General features: G+C 66.1%; 17 protein-coding genes and 1 other RNA gene. 9 read left to right on the forward strand and 9 right to left on the reverse strand.

All coding sequences use genetic code 11. The features are described from left to right. Positions 1 to 12: 12 nt before the first annotated feature. Entirely contained in the window at positions 13 to 1,437 is a 1,425-nt protein-coding gene (locus ACKTEK_RS15285) for a dihydrolipoyl dehydrogenase family protein (RefSeq protein ID WP_409166183.1), read from the reverse strand. 103 nt (positions 1,438 to 1,540) lie between these two features. Next, a complete protein-coding gene (locus ACKTEK_RS15290) occupies positions 1,541 to 2,359 on the reverse strand; it encodes a TVP38/TMEM64 family protein (RefSeq protein WP_409166184.1) in 819 nt (272 codons plus the stop codon). 410 nt (positions 2,360 to 2,769) lie between these two features. Here ACKTEK_RS15290 and rpmH point away from each other — a divergent pair, with 410 nt between their 5' ends. The 4 genes from rpmH to yihA are packed head-to-tail and all read left to right on the forward strand — an operon-like array spanning position 2,770 to position 5,858. Beyond that, a complete protein-coding gene (gene rpmH / locus ACKTEK_RS15295; protein WP_409166185.1) occupies positions 2,770 to 2,904 on the forward strand; it encodes a 50S ribosomal protein L34 in 135 nt (44 codons plus the stop codon). A gap of 53 nt (positions 2,905 to 2,957) precedes the next feature. After that, a complete protein-coding gene (gene rnpA, locus ACKTEK_RS15300; protein ID WP_409166186.1) occupies positions 2,958 to 3,359 on the forward strand; it encodes a ribonuclease P protein component in 402 nt (133 codons plus the stop codon). Beyond that, positions 3,356 to 5,188 (forward strand): membrane protein insertase YidC, encoded by a 1,833-nt coding sequence (gene yidC / locus ACKTEK_RS15305; RefSeq protein WP_409166187.1) that lies wholly within the window; start codon positions 3,356 to 3,358, stop codon positions 5,186 to 5,188. The genes rnpA and yidC overlap by 4 nt, the downstream gene beginning before the upstream one ends. Before the next feature lie 4 nt (positions 5,189 to 5,192). Beyond that, positions 5,193 to 5,858: a ribosome biogenesis GTP-binding protein YihA/YsxC gene (gene yihA, locus ACKTEK_RS15310; RefSeq protein ID WP_409166188.1), complete on the forward strand. Its 666-nt coding sequence runs from the start codon at positions 5,193 to 5,195 to the stop codon at positions 5,856 to 5,858. Between the two features lie 14 nt (positions 5,859 to 5,872). On the opposite strand, the gene ACKTEK_RS15315 is transcribed toward yihA, so the two are convergent. The 3 genes from ACKTEK_RS15315 to hisD are packed head-to-tail and all read right to left on the reverse strand — an operon-like array spanning position 5,873 to position 10,946. Beyond that, positions 5,873 to 6,994 (reverse strand): extracellular solute-binding protein, encoded by a 1,122-nt coding sequence (locus ACKTEK_RS15315; RefSeq protein ID WP_409166189.1) that lies wholly within the window; start codon positions 6,992 to 6,994, stop codon positions 5,873 to 5,875. A gap of 13 nt (positions 6,995 to 7,007) precedes the next feature. Then, positions 7,008 to 9,593, reverse strand: a complete 2,586-nt coding sequence (locus tag ACKTEK_RS15320; protein ID WP_409166190.1) for a phosphatidylglycerol lysyltransferase domain-containing protein — start codon at positions 9,591 to 9,593, stop codon at positions 7,008 to 7,010. A 24-nt stretch (positions 9,594 to 9,617) separates the two neighbouring features. After that, the gene (gene hisD / locus ACKTEK_RS15325) at positions 9,618 to 10,946 is read right to left on the reverse strand and encodes a histidinol dehydrogenase (protein ID WP_409166191.1); all 1,329 of its coding nucleotides are present in this window, start codon (positions 10,944 to 10,946) and stop codon (positions 9,618 to 9,620) included. Between the two features lie 247 nt (positions 10,947 to 11,193). Here hisD and ACKTEK_RS15330 point away from each other — a divergent pair, with 247 nt between their 5' ends. The 3 genes from ACKTEK_RS15330 (at position 11,194) to ACKTEK_RS15340 (ending at position 14,299) form a co-directional block, all read left to right on the forward strand. Continuing rightward, positions 11,194 to 12,375: an NAD-dependent epimerase/dehydratase family protein gene (locus ACKTEK_RS15330; RefSeq protein WP_409166192.1), complete on the forward strand. Its 1,182-nt coding sequence runs from the start codon at positions 11,194 to 11,196 to the stop codon at positions 12,373 to 12,375. Between the two features lie 143 nt (positions 12,376 to 12,518). Then, positions 12,519 to 13,052 (forward strand): hypothetical protein, encoded by a 534-nt coding sequence (locus ACKTEK_RS15335; protein ID WP_409166193.1) that lies wholly within the window; start codon positions 12,519 to 12,521, stop codon positions 13,050 to 13,052. Positions 13,053 to 13,093: 41 nt separating this feature from the next. Continuing rightward, positions 13,094 to 14,299, forward strand: a complete 1,206-nt coding sequence (locus tag ACKTEK_RS15340; RefSeq protein ID WP_409166194.1) for a DNA recombination protein RmuC — start codon at positions 13,094 to 13,096, stop codon at positions 14,297 to 14,299. A gap of 12 nt (positions 14,300 to 14,311) precedes the next feature. Here ACKTEK_RS15340 and recR read toward each other — a convergent pair whose 3' ends face one another. The 4 genes from recR to ffs all read right to left on the reverse strand — a co-directional run bounded on the left by recR (position 14,312) and on the right by ffs (position 17,239). Next, positions 14,312 to 14,917, reverse strand: a complete 606-nt coding sequence (recR, locus tag ACKTEK_RS15345) for a recombination mediator RecR (RefSeq protein WP_409166195.1) — start codon at positions 14,915 to 14,917, stop codon at positions 14,312 to 14,314. A 22-nt stretch (positions 14,918 to 14,939) separates the two neighbouring features. Further along, positions 14,940 to 15,260 (reverse strand): YbaB/EbfC family nucleoid-associated protein, encoded by a 321-nt coding sequence (locus tag ACKTEK_RS15350; protein WP_409166196.1) that lies wholly within the window; start codon positions 15,258 to 15,260, stop codon positions 14,940 to 14,942. Then, positions 15,257 to 17,086: a DNA polymerase III subunit gamma/tau gene (locus ACKTEK_RS15355; RefSeq protein ID WP_409166197.1), complete on the reverse strand. Its 1,830-nt coding sequence runs from the start codon at positions 17,084 to 17,086 to the stop codon at positions 15,257 to 15,259. Before ACKTEK_RS15355 ends, ACKTEK_RS15350 begins: the two co-directional genes overlap by 4 nt. A gap of 55 nt (positions 17,087 to 17,141) precedes the next feature. Then, positions 17,142 to 17,239: signal recognition particle sRNA small type (ffs, locus tag ACKTEK_RS15360), an RNA gene on the reverse strand. Between the two features lie 114 nt (positions 17,240 to 17,353). On the opposite strand from ffs, the gene nudC reads away from it, so the two are divergent. Beyond that, the gene (gene nudC / locus ACKTEK_RS15365; protein ID WP_409166198.1) at positions 17,354 to 18,265 is read left to right on the forward strand and encodes an NAD(+) diphosphatase; all 912 of its coding nucleotides are present in this window, start codon (positions 17,354 to 17,356) and stop codon (positions 18,263 to 18,265) included. Positions 18,266 to 18,418: 153 nt separating this feature from the next. After that, complete coding sequence (locus ACKTEK_RS15370; protein WP_409166199.1) at positions 18,419 to 20,149, forward strand: methyl-accepting chemotaxis protein; 1,731 nt, start codon at positions 18,419 to 18,421, stop codon at positions 20,147 to 20,149. Positions 20,150 to 20,192 lie beyond the last annotated feature (43 nt).

Genomic DNA, 20,192 nt, shown 5'->3' on the forward strand with positions numbered 1-20,192 from the left:
CGCGCCGCTCCCCTAGCCGAACTTGCGCAAGAAAGAGATCAGTCGCCGCAGCCACGGATTGCCGAGGCTCGGCTTGTAGTGGTTGAAGGCCGCGCGCTTGCCGATTTCGGTGAGCGTGGGATAGGGGGACACGAATTCCGTCATCTTGCCGATCTTCATGCCGTTGAGGATCGCAAATCCCCACATCTGGATCAATTCGCCGGCTTGTGCACCGACGATGGTCGCGCCGAGGATGCGGCCCTTGGGATCGGTGATCACCTTGATGAAGCCAGACGTCTCGCGCTCGGCCTGCGCGCGGTCGTTTTCGGCGTAGGGCCAGCGCAGCACGTTGATCTTCTTCTTCGCGTCGCGCGCCATCTGCTCGTTGAGGCCGACATGGGCAAGCTCCGGGTCGGTATAGGTGACCCAGGGAATGTGCGCGGTCTCGTTGCTGACCGGCAGGCGGAACAGCGCGTTCCGGATCACCAGCCCCGCGTGGTAGTTCGCCACGTGGGTGAACTGCAGGCCGCCTGCGACATCGCCGATCGCATAGACCTTGGAGTTGCTGGTCTTCAGGCTCTTGTTGACCTTGATGCCGCGCCCGTCGAACGCGATGCCGGCGGTTTCCAGCCCAAGATTGTCGACATTGGCCTTGCGGCCTGCCGCCACCAGCAGGTGCGAGCCGGTGATGGTGCGTTCGCCGTCCGGGCCTTCAAGCGTCAGCTCGATGCCGGATTTTGCGTTGCGCACCTTCGTGACCTTCGTTTCGGCCAGAACCGTCACGCCGTCTTCCCGAACGCTGTCCAGAACCAGCCGGGTGGCCTCGGGATCGTCCTTGCCGAGCGGGGCCTGCGCCTCGATCACGGTGACGTTGGAGCCCAGCCGTGCGGAAGCCTGCGCCAGTTCCATGCCGATCGGCCCGCCGCCGATGATCATCAGCTTGTCGGGACGGTCCTTCATGTCGAAGAAGGTCTCGTTGGTGAGATAGCGCACGGTGTCGAGGCCCGGGATCGGCGGGACCATGGGCGAGGAGCCGGTCGCGATAACGAAGCGGCGCGCCTCGATGACCGTGTCGCCGACGCGCACGGTGGATTTGGAATTGAAGAAGGCCTCGCCCTTGAAGACGCGCACGCCAAGCCCGGTGAAGCGCTCGACGGAGTCATTGGGCGCGATGGAGGCGATCACTTCATGGATGTGATCGTGGACGGCTGCGTAATCGACGCGCGGGCGGGCATTGGCGATGCCGAAGGCTTCCGCGTTGCGCATGGCGTGGGCGCGCTTGCCCGAGGCGATCAGCGCCTTGGAGGGCACGCAGCCATAGTTCAGGCAGTCGCCGCCCATCTTCCCCTTCTCGATGAGGACGACGGGGACACCGAAGGCGGCAGCGGCCGCGGCAACCGACAGCCCGCCGGACCCGGCCCCGATGACGCAGATATCTGTCTTGATCGTTTCGGACATTCTCTCAAATTCCACTTCGAGGGAGCAGTGAATATGGGCCACGGCGCATGGCCATGCCACTCCACTTGGGCTTTCCCGTGTTCGGTTCTTGCGCTTTCAGCCCTCAGCCCGCCTCGCGCGCAGCCTTGTCGCCGCGGCGCAGGAACCGGCGCGCGATGGGCGGCACCAGCGCAAGGGCCGCCAGCAGCACGAAGGCGGCGATGATCTCGCCCGTCAGCAGCGAGGAGAGGCTGAGGTCGAAGGAGCAGGTCTCGGCGTTCTCGCAGCCTGCCGCCTGCGCCTCGATGACGCTGCCTAAACCCGCGCCGACAACCGCGTAGGTGAAGGTGCCGGGGATGATGCCGACGAGGGTCGCCAGGAAATACGTCATTGTCGGCACGCCGAGCGCGGCAGGCGCCAGGTTGACGAGCCAGAAGGGAAAGACCGGCGCGAGGCGCAGGAATAGCATGTAGCTGAACGCGTCCTCGCGGAACCCCTTGGCGAGCTTGTCGAGCCAGGGGCCGGTCTTGCGCAGCAGCACTTCGCCGAGCGCAGTGCGGGCCACGAGGAAGACGCCGAGCGCCCCGGTCGTTGCCGCCAGCACGGCAATCGTGCCGCCCCAGAACCAGCCGAAGAGCAGGCCGCCGGCCAGTGTCAGGATGGTCGCGCCGGGGAGCGACAGCACCACGGCGAGGATGTAGATCGCGGAGAAGGCCAGAACCGAAAGCGCGATGTTCTCGTGCACGAAATTGTCGAGCGCCTCGCGGTTGCGGGCGAGCGCGTTCAGGGAGAGATATTCGTGCAAGCCTGTCGCCCAGGCCGCGATCATCAGGGCCACGATGACGATCACAGGGGCGAAACGCCGCAGGGGACCTTTCTTCCTGGTCTCGGTCGGGGTCTCGCCTGGTGCGATGTCGGGCTTTGTCACGGTCTGGGATTCCATCGTTGGTGCCTTGCAGTTTGCGCGGCTTGCGCCCCGATGTCCCCTAGTTATGTGATCGCGCGGAAGATGCACGAAATTCGTGGCCACTCTCACCGACACGTGAGAATCAAGCGCGGGGCCGTGATTTGAGGCGTTATCGGTGGCTCAGGCGCGTTGACTTGTGCCGCCTCGCTCCCTTATAAGCCGCCCAACGCAGGTGCCGGAACCGGCGCGCGCGCAACCTTGCGCACGCCGTCCGGCATTTCGTTTCGAACAATCGGATGTGTCAGGCGCGGAGAACCGGGCTATCGAGGCTCTCCGAGCGACATCGTATCGAAACCTGCAGACATGATCTTCTCGTGCGCGGAAGGCTCAGGACGGCAAGGGCCGTCGCCAACCGCTGCACTGTGACAACTGTATGGAGATGTGCGGTGAAACGGACTTTTCAACCGAGCCGGCTGGTGCGCGCTCGCCGTCATGGCTTCCGCGCCCGTATGGCCACCAAGAACGGCCGCAAGGTTCTTGCACGCCGCCGCGCCCGCGGTCGCAAGCGGCTGTCGGCCTGATCGGACCTGCCGCCGACCGGTAATCCAGCCGGGCCGAGGGAGCAGCATCGAGCATGAACGCCGAAGTTGACCAGCCCGCGGCCCATGAAACCCTGCGGCGCCGCGCCGATTTCCTGAAAGCGCAATCGGGCCGCAAGGCCGTGCGCCCCGGCTTCGTGCTGCGCGCACAACAGCGCGCCGAGCGCGAAGACCTGCCCGCCCGTGCCGGACTGACCGTGAGCCGCAAGAACGGCGGCGCGGTCCAGCGCAACCGCATCAAGCGCCGTCTGCGCGCCGCCCTGCGCACTATCGACCCCACAGCCATGCGGCCCGGCCACGACTACGTGGTCATCGCGCGTTCCGGCGCGCTGGCCCTGCCCTTCGCGACATTGGCCCGCGACCTTGAAACCGCCATCCTCGGCCTGCATCGAGACCGCCAATCGGCGCCCGCAGTACACCCGAAGAGTTCCCGATGATCGACAACAAGAACTATCTGATCGCGATCGTGCTTTCGTTCATGGTGATGATCACCTGGCACTACACGGTCAACGCGCCGCAGATGGAGCGCCAGAAGCAGGAGCAGGCCCTGCTGGAAGAGCAGCAGGCGCTGGAGGCCGCAGGCCAGCAGGACGCGGCGTCCGATGGTGTCGGCATCCCGCAGCCCGGCGGCGAGACGGGCGCGCCCGCAGTGCCGCAGGCGACCCCTGCTGCCCCGGCGAACCGCGAAACCGCCGTTGCCGCCACGCCGCGCATCCCGATCGAGACGCCGGAAATCGAAGGCTCCATTTCGCTGCGGGGCGGGCGGATCGACGATGTCGTACTGCGCCAGTACCGCGAGACGGTGGACCCGGGCAGCGACCAGATCGTGCTGCTTTCGCCCTCGGGCGGCCCCAGCCCCTACTACGCCGAGTTCGGTTTCGTCGGGGCCTCGGGCCAGGACGTCGCGCTGCCCAACGCCGATACCATCTGGGAGCTTGAATCCGGCGACAGGCTGACGCCGTCGAGCCCGGTCGTGCTGCGCCACGAAGCCGGCGACCTCACGTTCCGCCGCACGATCTCCATCGACAACCAGTTCATGTTCACCGTCGCCGACACGGTCACGAACGCCTCGGGCGATGCGGTTTCCGTGTTCCCCTACGGCCTCGTCTCGCGCCACGGCCTGCCGGACATGGCGAATTTCTACATTCTCCACGAAGGCCTGATCGGCGTCCTGGGCGAGGACGGGCTGCAGGAAATTGATTACGACGACCTGACCGACGACGGACCGCAGACCTTCTCCACCACGGGCGGCTGGCTCGGCATCACCGACAAGTACTGGGCGACCGCGCTGGTCCCGGAGCAGGATTCCAAGTTCAAGGCGCGCTTTGCCTCCGGCAGCGTGAATGCCGCCGGCGCCACGACGCCGACCTTCCAGGCCGACTTCCTGCGCGATGCGGTGAATGTCCCCGCGCAGGGCGAGGCGACGATCACCAACCGCCTGTTCGCAGGCGCCAAGCAGGTCTCGATCATCGACGGCTACGAAGAGAAGTTCGGCATCGACCGCTTCGAGCTGCTGATCGACTGGGGTTGGTTCTATTTCATCACCAAGCCGCTGTTTTACGGGATCGACTACTTCTTCCACCTGACCGGCAACTTCGGCGTCGCCATCCTGCTGGTCACGGTCATCCTCAAGCTCATCTTCTTCCCGCTCGCCAGCAAGTCCTACAAGTCCATGGCCGGCATGAAGAAGGTGCAGCCGGAAATGGCGAAGATCCGCGAGCGCCATGCCGACGACAAGATGAAGCAGCAGCAGCTGCTGATGGAGCTATACAAGAAGGAAAAGATCAACCCGCTGTCGGGCTGTCTCCCGATACTGTTGCAGATCCCGGTCTTCTTCGCGCTCTACAAGGTGCTGTTCGTCACCATCGAAATGCGCCATGCGCCGTTCTTCGGCTGGATCCGGGACCTTTCGGCACCGGACCCGACGACGATCTTCAACCTGTTCGGCCTCATTCCGTGGGACCCGCCGTCCTTCCTGATGCTGGGCGTCTGGCCGCTTCTCATGGGCATCACGATGTTCATCCAGATGCGTCTGAACCCGCCACCGCCGGACCCGACACAGGCCATGATCTTCGCCTGGATGCCGCTGATCTTCATGTTCATGCTGGCCTCGTTCCCGGCGGGCCTCGTCATCTACTGGACGTGGAACAACTTCCTGTCGATCCTGCAGCAGTACACGATCATGAAGCGCCAGGGCGTCGACGTGAACATCTGGGAAAACACCCGGGCCCTGTTCCGCCGAACCAAGGCCGAGGACGCGAAGTAGCGTCATGGACGACGCTGACGACGCCGGCGAGAACGCGGAAGCGGCCGAGGCCGCGGAAGCCGCGCGCAAGCTCTTCGCCGGGCCGATCGACTTCATGCTGGGCGTTGCGGGGATGCCGCAACTGCCCTCCACCGACATTCCGGAAGTGGCCTTCGCGGGCCGCTCCAATGTCGGCAAGTCCACCCTCATCAATGCCGTGACGGGCCGCAAGCAACTGGCCCGCACCTCCGGCACGCCGGGGCGCACGCGCGAAATCAACTTCTTCGATGTCGGCGGGCGCATTCGCATCGTCGACCTGCCTGGACACGGCTATGCCAGCGCGCCGAAGGCGGTGGTGCAGGCCTGGACCGGGCTGATCCACGACTACCTGCGCGGACGGGTGAACCTCGCTCGCGTGTTCCTGCTAATCGACGCGCGCCACGGCATCAAGAAGGCCGACGAGCCCGTCATGGAGACGCTCGACAAGGCTGCAGTCTCCTGGCAGGCGGTGCTGACCAAGTGCGATAAGCTGAAGAAGGGCGAACTGGCGCGGCGCATCGAGGAAACGAAGGCGGCTGCGGCAAAGCACCCGGCAGCCTTCCCGGCGCTCATCGCCACATCATCGGAAACGGGTGCGGGCATCACCGAGCTTCGGGAAGCCATCCACACGCTGGCGCTGGACCCGGCCTGAGCCGTAACCGCTAGCTATTCGCCCGCGCGCAACTGCGTCCACAATTCGTGGCGTTTCGCCTGAACTTCCGGCGCGCAGACCGGGACGGAGCGCAGGCGACTGGCATAAAGCTCCGGCATGTTCACCGCGTCATCCTCGCGCAGGACCTTGTCCATCAGCTCGGCGGACCCCTTCACCGTGTTCATGTAGCCGGTGAAGTTGGAGGCGGCGGCCGCGTTCTTCGGATCGAGCATCCAGTTGACGAAGGTGCGGGCGGCCTCGGCGTTCTTCGCGCCCTTCGGGATCACGAAATTGTCCTGCCACCAGTTCAGCCCTTCGATCGGGTAGACGTAGGTGACGCCGGGAAGCGACCGGCGCACCTTGTGAGCCGACGTATTCCACTGCATCTGCGCGCCCACCGCGCCGGACATCAGCCGGGTGATGGTCGCATTGGAATCATAGGTGGCGACATTCGGCGCCTGGCGCTGCAACAGGTTGAAGATGCGCGTCTGCTCTTCCTCGTCGGCCGTGCAGGGATCGAGGCCAAGATAGAATGCGGCGGCGGCAAACACCTCGACCTCGTCGTCGAGCATCCCGACCTTGCCCTTCAGGGCTTCGGGAACCTCGAACAGCATCGACCAGCTGTCCTGCGGCTTGAAATCGCCGAGCGCAGACTGGTCGTAGGAAAAGCCGACCGTGCCCCAGAGATACGGGGCGCTGAATTCGCGCGCCGGATCGTAGGGCGGTGCATCGTGGGGGGCTGCGATGTTGGCGACATTCGCCATGTCGGCCACGTTCATCGGCTCGGCCATGTCGGTCTTGATCATCAGTTCCACAGCATAGTCACCGGGCACCACGAGATCGTAGCCGTGGTCGGGATCGGCGATCCGCTCGATCATCTTCTCGTTGCTGTCGTAGATGTCGAGGTCGACGCGGATGCCGGTTTCCTCGGTGAAACGGCGCAGCAGGTCCGGCGGCATGTAGTTCGGCCAGATGTAGAGCGACAGCACCTCCCCCTCGGCGGGCGCTGCCTCCTCGTCCTGCGCGCTGGCCTGCAGGGGGAACAGGGCGAGCGCGATCAGCGTGGCGATCAGGGCGGGCAGCGAGGCGAAGCGGCGCAATGTCATGGCAGCGAAAATGGGTCGCGGGGTGCGCATGTACAAGTGCGCGTCAGGCCGAAGAGGTCTCGGCGCGGAAATTCAGCCCCGTGCGGCGCGGCGGCGGGTGGCCGGTCAGCAGGGTCGCCGCATCGAGCACCGCCGCACTCAGCGGAATGCCACCCGTCGAGGCGAGGTAGCGCGGCTGCAGGTCCGTCCCGAAGGATTCCATGAAGGCGCGCAGCGCATCGGCATCGGGGAAATGCCCGCCGTGAGACCAGAAGCCGGGGCCTGCATGTTTCAGGGCCGGCGCCAGCAGCAGCGTGTCGAGGCCCTTGGGGGGAATGAGTCCGAGCCGCAGCGTCTGCGCGCCGATGCGCGCCGCGTGCGACAGCGCCGTTTCCACCAGAACCCGCAGCAGGGCCTCGCGGTCTTCCTCTTCAGCCTCGCGCGACAGGCGCAGCAGGTCGAGGACCGCTTCGCCGGTGCGCGAGTTCCAGACAACGGCAAAGCCTTCCACCTGCTTGCCGCGCTTGAGCAATACGAGGTCGCCGCGCGCCTCGCCGGTCGCGTCAAGTTGGCCCTGCAGCACGCCCTTCTCGGCAAAGGGATGGCGCTGCTGCCAAGCGGCGTCGATTTCCAGCAGGCGGGCGCGCGGGACGCTCGGTTCGCGCTCGCTGGCTGTCTCCACGCTCCAGCCCTCGGGCAAGGCGATGTCGCGGCTCAGGCCGTCGGTACAGGGCAGGCTCGCGCGGTCGCCGATATGCGACAGCGACAGCCCGATTTCCTCCAGCGCCTTGCCGTCGGACTCCGCGACGTTGAAGAAAGCCGGAATGCCGCCTTCGGCTTCGGCCAGTTCGCGGAAGCGCCACAGCAGGCCGGGTATCGCGTCGGGCGCGCCCTGCGGCATGCCGATGGCAAGCCAGGTTCGCCGCTGCACCGCGTACATCAGGAAGGCCGTGTCGGCGTCATCGACCAGGAAGCGCTTGTCGCCGGCAAAGGCGAGGCGGGCCGTCGGATCGGCCGAGCGTCGCACGATGGCGCGCACCGCGTGCGGGATGACGGGCGGCGTCAGCGCCGGCTCGTGCAGGCGCAGGGCCGTGACCGCGACGAAAACCACGGCCACGATAACGACGGCCAGCGAGGTGCGCATGAAGCGCGCGGCGTTCTCGTCCGCCCCGTAGCGCAGCAGCGCCTGCGGATCGAGGCCGTGCTGGCCGTAGGCGAGGACGCCGAGCCACAGCGTGAAGCCGATGACCGTGATGATGACGGCGATCCACGGGGCGGAATAGGTCTGCGAGCGCACCCGGCCCCGCCGGGCGAAGCCGCGCCGCGTGCCGAGCAGCACGAAGAGCGCGAAGACGAGGATGCCGGCTTCCTCGAAGTCGAAGCCGCGCAGGATCACCGCGAAGATCGCGACACCAAGCGCGATGACGGCGAAGCGCCAGGCGCGCGTCAGCCGCCGGAACAGCCCGCGCGACAGTATGACGAGCGCAACGCCGGCAAGGCCCGCCGCGAGGTGGGCGAAGTCACGCAGCCAGACCGGCACGAGACCGGCAAGCCACGGAAAGTTGGGAAGGTTGGGCGTCGCAGCCCCCGACAGCAGCACCAGCGCGCCGCAGGCCAGCACCACGACGCCGAGCAGCTGCGGGGCCGCAGCGCCGCCAACGACCAGCGCCCGGTCGCCCATGCGCCGCGCGACGCCGCCTGGGTGCAGTGCCTCGTTGAGGGCGAACAGCCCGGCGGCCACGCCGAGCGGCAGCAGGTAGTAGACGCAGCGGAACAGGATCAGGCGGCCAAGCAGCACGTCGGGGGGCGCATAGGGCAGCGCCAGCAGGATCATCGCCTCGAAGACGCCGATGCCGCCGGGCGTATGGGCCAGAATGCCGAGCGTGATGGCGGCAACGAAGATGCCCGCGAAGGTCGTGTACTCGACGCCGAGTTCCTCCGGCATCAGCACATAGAGTGCGGCGGACGCGAACACGATGTCGGTGACGGCGATGCCGATCTGGCCAAGAGTCAGCCCGGCACCGGGAAGACGCAGGCGGAACCCGCGCACCATGACCGCGCGCTGCTTCCACGACACCCAGATGCAGTAGATCGCCAGCAGGCCCAGCATCGTGAAGCCGATCAGCCGGTTGAGCGAGATCGGCAGCCGGTCGATGGTTGCCAGCGTGTCCGGCTCGACGCAGAGCGCGATGCCGAGTGCTGCCAGCGCACCGAGCATGAATGTCAGCGTCGAAATGCCGGTGAGCGCGGCGATGTCGACCGCCGTCAGCCCCTCCAGCGAGTAGATGCGGTAACGGATCGACCCGCCGGTCAGCAGCGCCAGCCCGATATTGTTGGAGAAGGCATAGCTGGTGAAGGAGGCGAGCGCCGTGTGGCCGTAGGGCACCTTGAGGTTGAGGTGCTTGAGGGCGACCGCGTCATAGCCGGTCAGCGTGATGTAGCTGAGCGCGGTGAACAGGATGGAGAGCAGCAACGCATCGCGCTCGACGGAAGAGAACGCGTTGAGCACCTCGCCGATCTTCACGTCGGCCAGCAGGCGGTTGAGCGCGAACAGCGCCGCGCCGAACACGATCAGGCTTGCGCCCGCCGCGATCCAGCGAAACAGCCTTTCGCGCGCCGCCGAGGACTGCTGGGCCGCGATCTCGGTCATTCGGGGTGGCCCTCCTGCGGCCGGTCAGCCCTTGCTGACCTTTTCCTCGCGAAGCTCCGACACGGCATTGGCATGGGCATCGAACCCTTCGTAGCGCGCCAGTTCGCGGGCATGGGGCGCGAGCGCCCGGTAGCCTGCTTCCGACAGGTGCGCGATGGTCTGCCGCTTCATGTAGTCGAAGACGGACAGCGGGGAAGCGGTGCGTGCGCCCCCTGAGGTAGGCAGAACGTGGTTGGGGCCAAGCACGAAGTTGGCAATCGAGACGGCCGAATGTTCGCCCAGCAGGATTTCACCCGCGTGACGCAGGTCCGAGAGATAGGGCCACGGGTCTGCGGAATGCACCATCAGGTGTTCCGGAGCGTAGTCGTTGACGAAACGGCAGGCCGCCGCGCGGTCCGGCGCGATGAGGATGCCGCCGTTCTCGCCCGACAGCACGGCGGAGGCGAACGCGATGCGCTGCTCGCTCATGTGGCCGTAGAGCGTCTCGATGTCGCCGGCGACGGCCTTCGCCATCGCCTCGTCTTCGGTGACGAGGTAGACGGAGGAATCGTCGCCATGCTCGGCCTCGTTGAGGGTGTCGAGCGCGACCTTGCGGACGTTAGCACCGGCATCGGCCAAGACGATGGATTCGCTGGGACCGGCGGGTGAACCGGGGTCGATGCGCCCGGCCAGCAACCGCTTGGCCGCCATGAACCAAGGGCTGCCGGGACCGACGATCTTGTCGCAGCGCGGCACGCTCTGCGTTCCGTAGGCGGCAGCGGCAACCGCCTGCGCGCCACCGGCCTTGTAGACCTTGGTGATGCCGGACAGCTGGCAGGCATAGAGTGTGGCGTCATCGAGACCGCCATCTGGCGTCGGCGGCGTCAGCACCACGATCTCCTCGACGCCCGCGACAACGGCGGGAATCGTCGTCATCAGCGCAACGGAGGGGAACGCGCCCTTGCCGCGCGGCACGTAGCAGGCAACAGCGCGGATCGAGGTCCAGCGCTCGCCCGCCAGCACGCCCGGCGCCATTTCCTTGATCCACATGTCTTCCGGCATCTGCGCCTCGTGGAAGCGGCGGATCGCGTCTGCGGCAAAGCGCAGCGTTTCCTTGATGCCGTCCTCGAGACGCGCCTCGGCGCGTTCGAAGTCCGCAGCCGTCGCCATCACCGCGCCGGGCTGAACCGTCGCGCCATCGAAGCGCGCGGCGCAATCGATCAGGGCCGCGTCGCCGCGTTCCTTCACGTCGGCGATAACCGGGCGAACCTGCTCCATGTAGGGTTCGAGGTCGTCCTCGGTGCGGCTCAGCAGTGCGGCATAGGCCGCCTCGTCCAGCTCGGCGAGGCGCAGGATGCGCGGGCTTGTCGGCATGATCTCGATGCTTTCGGCAATTCGTGCGTCAATTTGCGCGCACATTAGTCGCACGGGGGGCGAAATTCACCCCCATTCCCCCTGCCCGATTGCCGCATCGCGGCTTCTCGCCCGGTTTCGCGTCAACCATGCGTCGTTGGAAGGGTTTGGCGGCGGCGCGGAATATGCTTAAACCACCGAAAACAGGACAGAATGTTTCCGGCGGGCGCGAAAGACGCCAAGTCCGGGCAGGCGGGGTGAAAGTGTCATGCGAATCATCATTCTTGGCGGCGACGGTTTCTGCGGTTGGCCAACGGCCCTGCACCTGTCGAAGCTCGGCCACGAGGTCGTCATCGTCGACAACCTGTCGCGCCGCAAGATCGACGTGGAACTGGAAGTTGATTCCCTGACGCCGATCAGCCCGATGAGCGAGCGCATCGCCGCGTGGAAGGATATTTCCGGCCGCGACATCCGCGTCGAGACGCTGACGGTGGGCGAGGACTACGACCGCCTGCTGGGCCTGATCCGCGAAGTGGTGCCGGACGCCATCGTTCATTTCGCCGAGCAGCGCGCCGCGCCCTACTCGATGAAGTCGAGCTGGCACAAGCGCTACACGGTGCAGAACAACCTGATGGCGACGAACGACGTGTGCGCGGCCATCGTGGAAGCGGAGATCGACGCGCATCTGGTGCATCTCGGCACGATGGGCGTCTACGGCTACGGCAGTGCCGGGATGCGCATTCCCGAAGGCTACCTGCCGATCAAGCTGGAAACCGACGACGGCGAACTGATCGAGCAGGAAATCCTGTACCCGGCCAATCCCGGCTCGATCTACCACATGACCAAGACGCAGGATCAGCTGTTCTTCCACTACTACAACAAGAACGACCAGCTGAAGATCACCGACCTGCACCAGGGCATCGTTTGGGGGACGCAGACCTCGGAAACGCGGCTCGACCCGCGCCTCATCAACCGTTTCGACTATGACGGCGACTACGGCACGGTGCTGAACCGCTTCCTGATGCAGGCCGCCGTCGGGTTCCCGCTGACGGTGCACGGCACCGGCGGGCAGACGCGCGCCTTCATCAATATCCAGGACACGGTGCGCTGCATCCAGCTGGCCATCGAAAACCCGCCGCAGACGGGCGCGCGGGTGAACATCCTCAACCAGATGACCGAGACCCACCGGGTGCGCGACCTGGCGCAGATGGTCGCCGACCTGACGGGCGCGGAGATCGACTATGTGGCCAACCCTCGACAGGAAGCCGACGAGAACGATCTTCACGTGAAGAACGACCGGTTCCTTGCCATGGGGCTTGAGCCGATCACGCTGGAAGGCGGGTTGCTCAACGAGGTGACGGAAATCGCGCGGCGCTACGCGGAGCGCTGTGACCGCTCCAAGATCCCGTGCCGTTCAGCCTGGAACCGGGCGCGCGCATCGGCAATTTGAGCACGGTCGGCCACCAAGTACGCCACTTTGCGCGCCGGATTGTTGACACCGGCGGCCTTAACCCTGTCATGTGATTCCTGACAGGGGCCGGGCGTGCGGCGGCGCGCATCCCGAGGCCCGGGGGCTTGGTGTACAATTCGAATATGAACCGGTTTCACGCGATACTGGCGCGGCGGGCAGTCGAGATTGGCGCGGACAACGCGCAAGCCCGCAAGGAGCTGTATGCCCGCACGCGCGCGCAGCTCGACGAGCTGATCGCCAAGGCCGACCCGCCCTTGTCCGCCTACCAGCGCCTGAAGCAAATGCAGGACCTGGAAACCGCGATCAAGGACATCGAGGCCCATCTCGACAAGCTGATCGCGGCGCGCAAGCCACCGGCAAACCCTGCACCGCCACAGCCGGCTGCCCCGCAGCCCCGCGAAGAAACCTACGAGCACCACGAGCCGCATCACGAACAGCCGCACCACGAACACCCACATCACGGCGGATCGACGCGGCTGCCGCCGCGCCAGGGGCGAAACGTGGATGAGCTGCTCAATGAGTACGAGCAGAGCCGGCTGTCATTCGGGATCATCATGGCGATCATCGGCGGGCTGGCGATGCTGCTGATCATTGGCGTGATCATTGCGCTCGATCCCTCCTCGCTCGACGTCCTGCGCCGCAACCCCGGCCAGTGACAATCACGATGAGGCCGCACGAATCGCGCTAGACTCACGTCATGCTCGATCTCGACACCGTCTTTCTCGCCTTCGGCGACTACACGCTGACCTACGCGCAGGCTCTCACCGGGGCCATCGCTGGCTTCTGCGCGCTCGCGCTGGTGGCACTGATCGCCATTCTCGCGGCGTGGCGCTCGGCCCGCACGCAAAAGGCCGCCGCGTACCAGCAGGCGACCGAAGACCGCATCCACGCGCAGGAACTGGAAACCCGGCTCGGCGAACTGACGCGCCAGCAGGCGGAGATGACCGGGCGCATGTCGACCATGGCGGAGGTCTTCGGGTCGCGGCAGTCGGAGCTGGCCAAGGGCCTGCGCGAGCAGCTCGACGGGTTCGGCCACCGGCTCGGCCAGAACATGACGACGCAGGCGCAGGCAACCCACGACAACCTGACCAAGCTGAACGAACGGCTCGCGGTCATCGACAACGCGCAGAAGAACATCACCGAACTGTCGCGCGACGTGGTCGGCCTGCAGGAAATTCTCTCCAACAAGCAGCGGCGCGGTGCCTTCGGGCAGGTGCGGATGGAGGCCATCATCGGCGACGGGTTGCCGAGCGATTCCTATACCTATCAGGCAACGCTTTCCAACCAGACCCGGCCCGACTGCCTGATCCGCATGCCGAACGGCGCGCCGGGCCTCGTGGTGGATGCCAAGTTCCCGCTGGAGGCCTTCAATGCCTTCCGCGAGGCGGACAACGATGCCGACAAGAAGACGGCCTCGACCCGGCTGCGCAGCGATGTCGGCAAGCATGTGAGCGACATTTCCGAGCGCTACTTCATTCCCGGCGAGACGCAGGACATCGCGCTGATGTTTGTTCCGTCGGAATCCATCTACGCGGAACTCCACGAATATTTCGAGGACATCGCCCAGCGCGCCTACAAGTCGCGCATCGTCATCGTCGGACCGAGCCTGCTGATGCTTGCGATCCAGGTTGTGCAGGCAATCCTGCGCGACCAGCGGATGCGCGAGCAGGCGCACGTCATCCAGCACGAGGTGACGAAATTGCTCGGCGACGTGGGGCGGCTGCGCGACCGGGTGCACAAGCTGCAGACGCATTTCGGGCAGGCGAGCGCGGATATCGAGCAGATCGTCATTTCCGCCGGCAAGGTCGAGCGGCGCGGGTCGAAGATCGAGAGCCTCGAATTTTCCGAAGAAGCAGAACCGCTGCCCAAGGCGATGCAGCGCACGCTGGCGGCAGGCGAGTAGCCCGGTCTGCGCTCAGAACGGCCGGCGGGCGCGGATGGCCGCCGACAGGGTGCCTTCGTCGAGATAGTCGAGTTCACCGCCGACCGGCACGCCGTGGGCGAGCCGCGAGATGGTAACCCCAGTGCCTTCCAGCAGGTCGGTGATGTAGTGGGCTGTCGTCTGGCCATCGACGGTCGCGTTCATCGCCAGCACGACTTCCGATATGCCGCCGGCCTTCACCCGCGCGATCAGCCCGGCGACGTTGAGATCGTCCGGGCCGACGCCATCGAGCGGCGACAGCGTGCCGCCGAGCACGTGGTAGCGGCCCGCGACCGCGCCGGCGCGCTCAAGAGCCCACAGGTCCGAAACCGTCTCGACGACGCAGATCAGCCCGGTTTCGCGGCGCGGATCGGTGCAGATGGCGCAGGGGTCGGCGGTATCGATGCTGCCGCACTGGCTGCAGATGACGATGCGGTCTGCCGCAACCTGCATGGCTTCGGCGAGCGGACGCAGCAGCGTGTCGCGCTTCTGGACGAGCGCCAGCGCAGCGCGCCGCGCGGAGCGAGGCCCAAGCCCAGGCAGGCGCGCGAGAAGCTGGATCAGCCGTTCGATTTCCGGCCCGGAGGCGGTGCCGCTCATGGATGCAGAGGCTTTCGCGCGATCAGAAGAGCTTCATGCCGGGCGGCAGCGGCAGCCCGCCGGTCACTTCCTTCATGCGCTCCTGCATCGTCTCTTCCAGCTTGGTCTTGGCGTCGGCATGTGCCGCGACCAGCAGGTCCTCAACGATCTCGCGCTCCTCGGGCTTCATCAGGCTGTCGTCGATCTTCACCTGCTTGAGCATGCCCTTGCCGTCCATGACGAGGGACACGAGACCGCCACCGGCGCTGCCCTCGATCTCCGTCTCGGCAAGCTGCTGCTGCATCTCGGCCATCTTGGCCTGAAGCTGCTGGGCCTGCTTCATCATGTTGAACATGTCCTTCATTCGAAATCGTCCTCCTCATCGCCGTCATCGGCGGGCGCAAGGCCCTCCGGTTCGCCATCGGGTGCCGACAGTTCGGCGAGCGTCTTGACGCTCACGACCTCGGCGTCGGGGAAACTTTCCTTCACCGCCCGCACCAGCGGGCTGCGCAGGACGTCGTCCATCTCGGCACGCGCCGCCTGATCGCGTTGCGCGCGGATCGGCAGGTCGCCATTCTCGCGCGACAGGATCGCGATCCAGCGCTCGCCTGTCCATTCGCTCAGCCGGCCGCTGATCTCCTGCACAAGGTTGTTGGGGGCATTCGGTTCCAGCGCGAACTCGATGCGCGGCGGATCGAACCGCACCAGCCGCACGAAGCCCTCGATGTCGTGTTTGAGTCGCAATTCGCGATGCTCGGCGCAGAGCGCGGGCACTTCCTCGAAATGCTTGAGCCGACGCACCTGCGGCGCAGGGGCCGCCTGTGCCGTGGCAACGGCCGCCGGGGCCGGGTCGCTGCGGGTGGCAATGGCAAGGCTTGCGCCGCCGCGCCCGCTCGCCATCACGCTGCCTCCACCACTGGCCATCGCCCCACCGCCGGGACCGCCACCGCCTCCGCCTGCGGACGGCGCACCACTGCTGCTGCCGGACGTGCCGCCGCCTTCGCGCAGGATGCGGGCAGCCTCCTGCGGGTCGGGCAGGGTCGCGGCATGGGCAATGCGGATCAGCACCATGTCGGCGGCATCGCGCGGGCGGGCCGACTGGTCCACCTCCGAAATGCCCTTGGTCAGGATCTGCCAGGCGCGGTTGAGCGCGGCCATGGACAGCACCTGCCCGAAGCCGGCACCGCGCGTGCGCTCATCCTCCGACAGCGCGGCATCGGTCGCGGCTTCGGGGATGGCCTTCAGACGCGTGACCGTGTGGGTGAATCCGGCGAGATCGTTCAGGACAGCAACCGGGTCAGCGCCTTCCGCATAAAGATTGTCGAAGAGTTCCAGTGCGCGGGCCGTGTCGCCGCGCAGCAGCGCCTCGAACAGGTCGGCGATGCGGGCACGGTCGGCAACGCCCAGCATGGCGCGCAAGGTCGCGGCATCGACGCTGCCGCCGCCATGGGCGATGGCCTGGTCGAGAATGGACAGTGAATCGCGCACCGAGCCTTCGGCAGCGCGCGCAATCATCGCCAGCGCGTCGGCATCGGCCTCGACCTTCTCGGTCTCGGCAATGCGGGAGAGATGCGTCACCAGCGCCTGTGCATCGACCCGGCGCAGGTCGAAGCGCTGACAGCGCGACAGCACGGTGATCGGGACCTTGCGGATTTCGGTGGTCGCGAAGATGAACTTCACGTGGTCGGGCGGTTCTTCCAGCGTCTTCAGCAACGCGTTGAAGGCCGACTTCGACAGCATGTGCACTTCGTCGATGATGTAGACCTTGTAGCGCGCTTCCAGCGGGCGGTACTGCACCGAATCGATGATGTCGCGGATGTTGTCGATGGAGGTGTGCGAGGCGGCATCCATCTCCATCACGTCGACATGGCGCGATTCAAGGATCGCGGCGCAGTGCCGGCCGGGTTCGGAAATGTCGAGCGTCGGGCCTTCGCCCTCGCCGTCCTTCGGCTCGTAGTTCAGCGCGCGAGCGAGAATGCGGGCGGTCGTCGTCTTGCCGACCCCGCGCACGCCGGTGAGCATGTAGGCCTGCGCGATGCGACCGGACGTAAAGGCATTGCCGAGCGTGCGCACCATCGGCTCTTGGCCGATGAGGTCGTCGAAGCTGGAGGGACGGTACTTGCGGGCAAGCACCCGGTAGCCTTCGCCGCGGGCATCCTTGTCAGACGTGTCGCGGGTGGCGGAATCCATCGAGATCGCTGCGGTTTTCGGAAACGGGTCTGCCGCGGGCGGCCCGCGGGATGAGGTGGGAGGCCGGACATGCGACCCGAGCAGAAACTCGTTGGGGCTGCTTCCTTCCGGACCTGACCCGGTTGGCGAGGAGCTCGTCCGCCGCCAGCCTCCCGAGGCGACTATATCAGACGCATGGCGGGCGAAGGCAAGAGGCGCAGTTGCCCGCAACGGGCCTGCGGCCCATAACCGATGCAAAAGAGGCAGCAGACCGGGAGGCACACAGCAATGGATGAACGCAGCAGGCGCAACGGCTACGCGCAGTTTTCCACCGACCGCGCCGACAAGGCGCGCGGCGAAATGCGCGGGGAAGAACCCGGCGCGCGCTTCGTGCTCGTCAACGGCGACCGTGCGATTCTCGAGATCACCGGGCAGAGCCGCTTTCGCCCGCTGTTTTCCGCCGACGAACTGCCCGCCTTCGGATGCTCGTCGGAGGGGTGCATCTTCCTCGGCAACGATTCGGCCGGCCCGGTCTATGCGGTGGGTGCCGACCTGCCGGAAGAAGAAAAGCATCCCGCCATCAAGGCCATCGACCTGCGTTCCATCGCGACTCAGGGGCTGCTGGCGCAGGAAGACCTGTCGCTGGTGGGCGGGGCGAAGGCGCTGCTCGCCTGGCATTCGCGGCATGGTTTCTGCGCCAATTGCGGCGCGCAGACCAAGGTTGCCCACGGCGGCTGGCGGCGCGAATGCCCAAGCTGCAACGCAGCGCACTTTCCGCGCGTCGACCCGGTCGTCATCATGATGGCGACCGACGGCGACAATGCCCTGCTCGCGCGTTCACCGCATTTCGGGCCGGGCATGTATTCCGCACTTGCGGGCTTCGTGGAGCCTGCCGAAACAATCGAGGATGCGGTGCGGCGGGAGCTTGGCGAGGAAGCGGGAATTTCAACCGGGCGCGTGCACTACCATTCCAGCCAGCCCTGGCCGTTCCCGTCTTCACTGATGATCGGCTGCATGGCGGACGCCGCAAGCACCGACATCACCATCGACCCGGACGAGATCGAGCACGCGCGCTGGTTCTCGCGCGAGGAACTGGCCGACATGCTGGCATTCCGGCACGCGGACGGGCTGTTCGTGCCGCCGCCCACGGCCATCGCCCACCAGCTGATCCGCAGCTTCGTCGATCGCGAGAGCATCTGACCTGCCGCAATCGCCAAGCATTCATGAACAACGGACGCGCAATTTGTTGGACAGAATGCGACACGCAAAATTAACCACGCGATAGGACATTCGGACGAACACAAAACAACGCAACGGGGATGTGAATCGCCCCTGATGGCAGGTCGTGCTCGTATGAAAAAGTTCCTTCGCCTGAAGTTCCTCGCGCCCGCAGCCATGGTCCTCGTGACCCTGCTGGTCATCGCCTTCGTTGCCGGCTCGGAAGTCGCCGCCCTGCGGGCGGACTCCAAGAACCGCGCGGCGCTCGCCGTTGCCGAACAGATTTCGGGGCCTGCGTCCAAGCTGGCGCATTCGGCGCGCCTCGTTCAGACCCACGTGATCCAGGTCAAGCAGTGGCTGACGGACATTTCCGCCACGCGCGCCATGGACGGCCTCAACGACGGATTTGACGAGGCCGCGAAACATGCCGGCCTGTTCGCGGAGGAAATCGCCCACGCCAAGGAAGCAGCAACCAAGCTCGACCTGCCCGAGATCGTCAGCGAACTCGATGCCATCGAGACGGCGTTCGGCCCGTTCTACGCCGTCCGCAAGAAGATGGCGCAGGCCTATATCGACGGCGGCCCGCAGCAGGGCAACCAGATGATGGGCGCGTTCGACGAAGCCGCCGCCGCGCTCTACACGGCGGTCGAGACGATGCTCGAACACGAGGAGGCGGTGATCGCCGGCCTCGACGCGCAGCTCGTTGCCCTGTCAGCGGAAAGCGAAGCAGCCGCACGGGTGCAGACCTACATCCTGCTCGGCGGCGCTGCGCTGGTGCTTCTCGCACTGCTCTCGATTGCCGTCTTCTTCGTTGCCCGCATGGTTCGTCCGCTGGTCCGCCTCACCGGCATGACCGAACAGCTTGCCGCCGGCGACACGTCGGTCGAGATCGACTACACGCAGCGCCCGGACGAACTCGGCCAGCTTGCCAATGCGCTGGAGGTCTTCCGCGCCAACGCCATCGAGCGGGCGCGCATCGAGGGCACCCAGAAGGAAGACATGCAGAAGCGCGTGGCGCGCGCCGACGAACTCAACAGCCTCATCTCGCGGTTTGAATCCGAGATCGGCTCGATCGTGAGCGAAATCGACACCTCCGCCACGATGATGAGCGAGACCGCCGGCAACCTGTCCCGCATCACCGATTCCACCCGCGAGCGCACCGGCACGGTCGCCATGTCGTCCAACCAGACTTCGGCCAACGTGCAGACGGTTGCGAGCGCGGCGGAAGAACTGTCGGCCTCCATCGGCGAGATCGGCGCGCAAGTCACCCGTGCGACCGAGGTCGTCTCCTCGGCCACCGAGCGGGCCGTGCGTTCCAACGAGAACGTCGCGGAGCTTGCGCAGGCCGCGCAGCGCATCGGCGAAGTCGTCAGCATGATCCAGGACATTGCCGAGCAGACCAACCTTCTGGCGCTGAATGCCACCATCGAGGCGGCCCGCGCCGGTGAAGCCGGGCGCGGGTTCGCGGTCGTCGCCAGCGAAGTGAAGGCGCTCGCCAGCCAGACCGCCAAGGCAACAGAGGAAATCTCGCAGCAGGTCAGCGGTATCCAGGCGTCGTCCCAGGGCGCGGTAGAGGTCATCCAGGCCATCACGGAGACCATGGAAGAGGTCAACGCGATCACCGCTTCCATCGCCAGCGCGGTGGAAGAGCAGGCCTCGGCAACGCAGGATATCTCGCGCAACATCACCGATGTTTCGGCTGGCACAGAGGACGTCGCGCACAATGTCGACGGCATCTCCAGCGCCGTGGACGAAACGGCGGGATCCGCCTACCGCGTGGAAGAGGCTGCCCGCAACCTGTCGGGCCAGTCAGCCTCGCTGCGTGATGGCGTGTCCCAGTTCCTGAAGGCTGTCGCCTCCAACTGAGCGCGCTTCAATCCGAAAAAAGTGGGCGCAGTGGCTGATGGCC

The sequence above is a fragment of the Tepidamorphus sp. 3E244 genome (assembly GCF_046159835.1).
GTDB lineage: Bacteria > Pseudomonadota > Alphaproteobacteria > Rhizobiales > Tepidamorphaceae > JACKJK01.

Bases quoted from the DNA above. Each gene is read 5' to 3' on its own strand.
- ACKTEK_RS15285 (WP_409166183.1), bottom strand. From the start codon at position 1,437: ATGTCCGAAACGATCAAGACAGATATCTGCGTCATCGGGGCCGGGTCC.
- ACKTEK_RS15290 (WP_409166184.1), bottom strand. From the start codon at position 2,359: ATGGAATCCCAGACCGTGACAAAGCCCGACATCGCACCAGGCGAGACC.
- rnpA (WP_409166186.1), top strand. From the start codon at position 2,958: ATGAACGCCGAAGTTGACCAGCCCGCGGCCCATGAAACCCTGCGGCGC.
- yidC (WP_409166187.1), top strand. From the start codon at position 3,356: ATGATCGACAACAAGAACTATCTGATCGCGATCGTGCTTTCGTTCATG.
- yihA (WP_409166188.1), top strand. From the start codon at position 5,193: ATGGACGACGCTGACGACGCCGGCGAGAACGCGGAAGCGGCCGAGGCC.
- ACKTEK_RS15315 (WP_409166189.1), bottom strand. From the start codon at position 6,994: ATGCGCACCCCGCGACCCATTTTCGCTGCCATGACATTGCGCCGCTTC.
- ACKTEK_RS15320 (WP_409166190.1), bottom strand. From the start codon at position 9,593: ATGACCGAGATCGCGGCCCAGCAGTCCTCGGCGGCGCGCGAAAGGCTG.
- hisD (WP_409166191.1), bottom strand. From the start codon at position 10,946: ATGCCGACAAGCCCGCGCATCCTGCGCCTCGCCGAGCTGGACGAGGCG.
- ACKTEK_RS15330 (WP_409166192.1), top strand. From the start codon at position 11,194: ATGCGAATCATCATTCTTGGCGGCGACGGTTTCTGCGGTTGGCCAACG.
- ACKTEK_RS15335 (WP_409166193.1), top strand. From the start codon at position 12,519: ATGAACCGGTTTCACGCGATACTGGCGCGGCGGGCAGTCGAGATTGGC.
- ACKTEK_RS15340 (WP_409166194.1), top strand. From the start codon at position 13,094: ATGCTCGATCTCGACACCGTCTTTCTCGCCTTCGGCGACTACACGCTG.
- recR (WP_409166195.1), bottom strand. From the start codon at position 14,917: ATGAGCGGCACCGCCTCCGGGCCGGAAATCGAACGGCTGATCCAGCTT.
- ACKTEK_RS15350 (WP_409166196.1), bottom strand. From the start codon at position 15,260: ATGAAGGACATGTTCAACATGATGAAGCAGGCCCAGCAGCTTCAGGCC.
- ACKTEK_RS15355 (WP_409166197.1), bottom strand. From the start codon at position 17,086: ATGGATTCCGCCACCCGCGACACGTCTGACAAGGATGCCCGCGGCGAA.
- nudC (WP_409166198.1), top strand. From the start codon at position 17,354: ATGGATGAACGCAGCAGGCGCAACGGCTACGCGCAGTTTTCCACCGAC.
- ACKTEK_RS15370 (WP_409166199.1), top strand. From the start codon at position 18,419: ATGAAAAAGTTCCTTCGCCTGAAGTTCCTCGCGCCCGCAGCCATGGTC.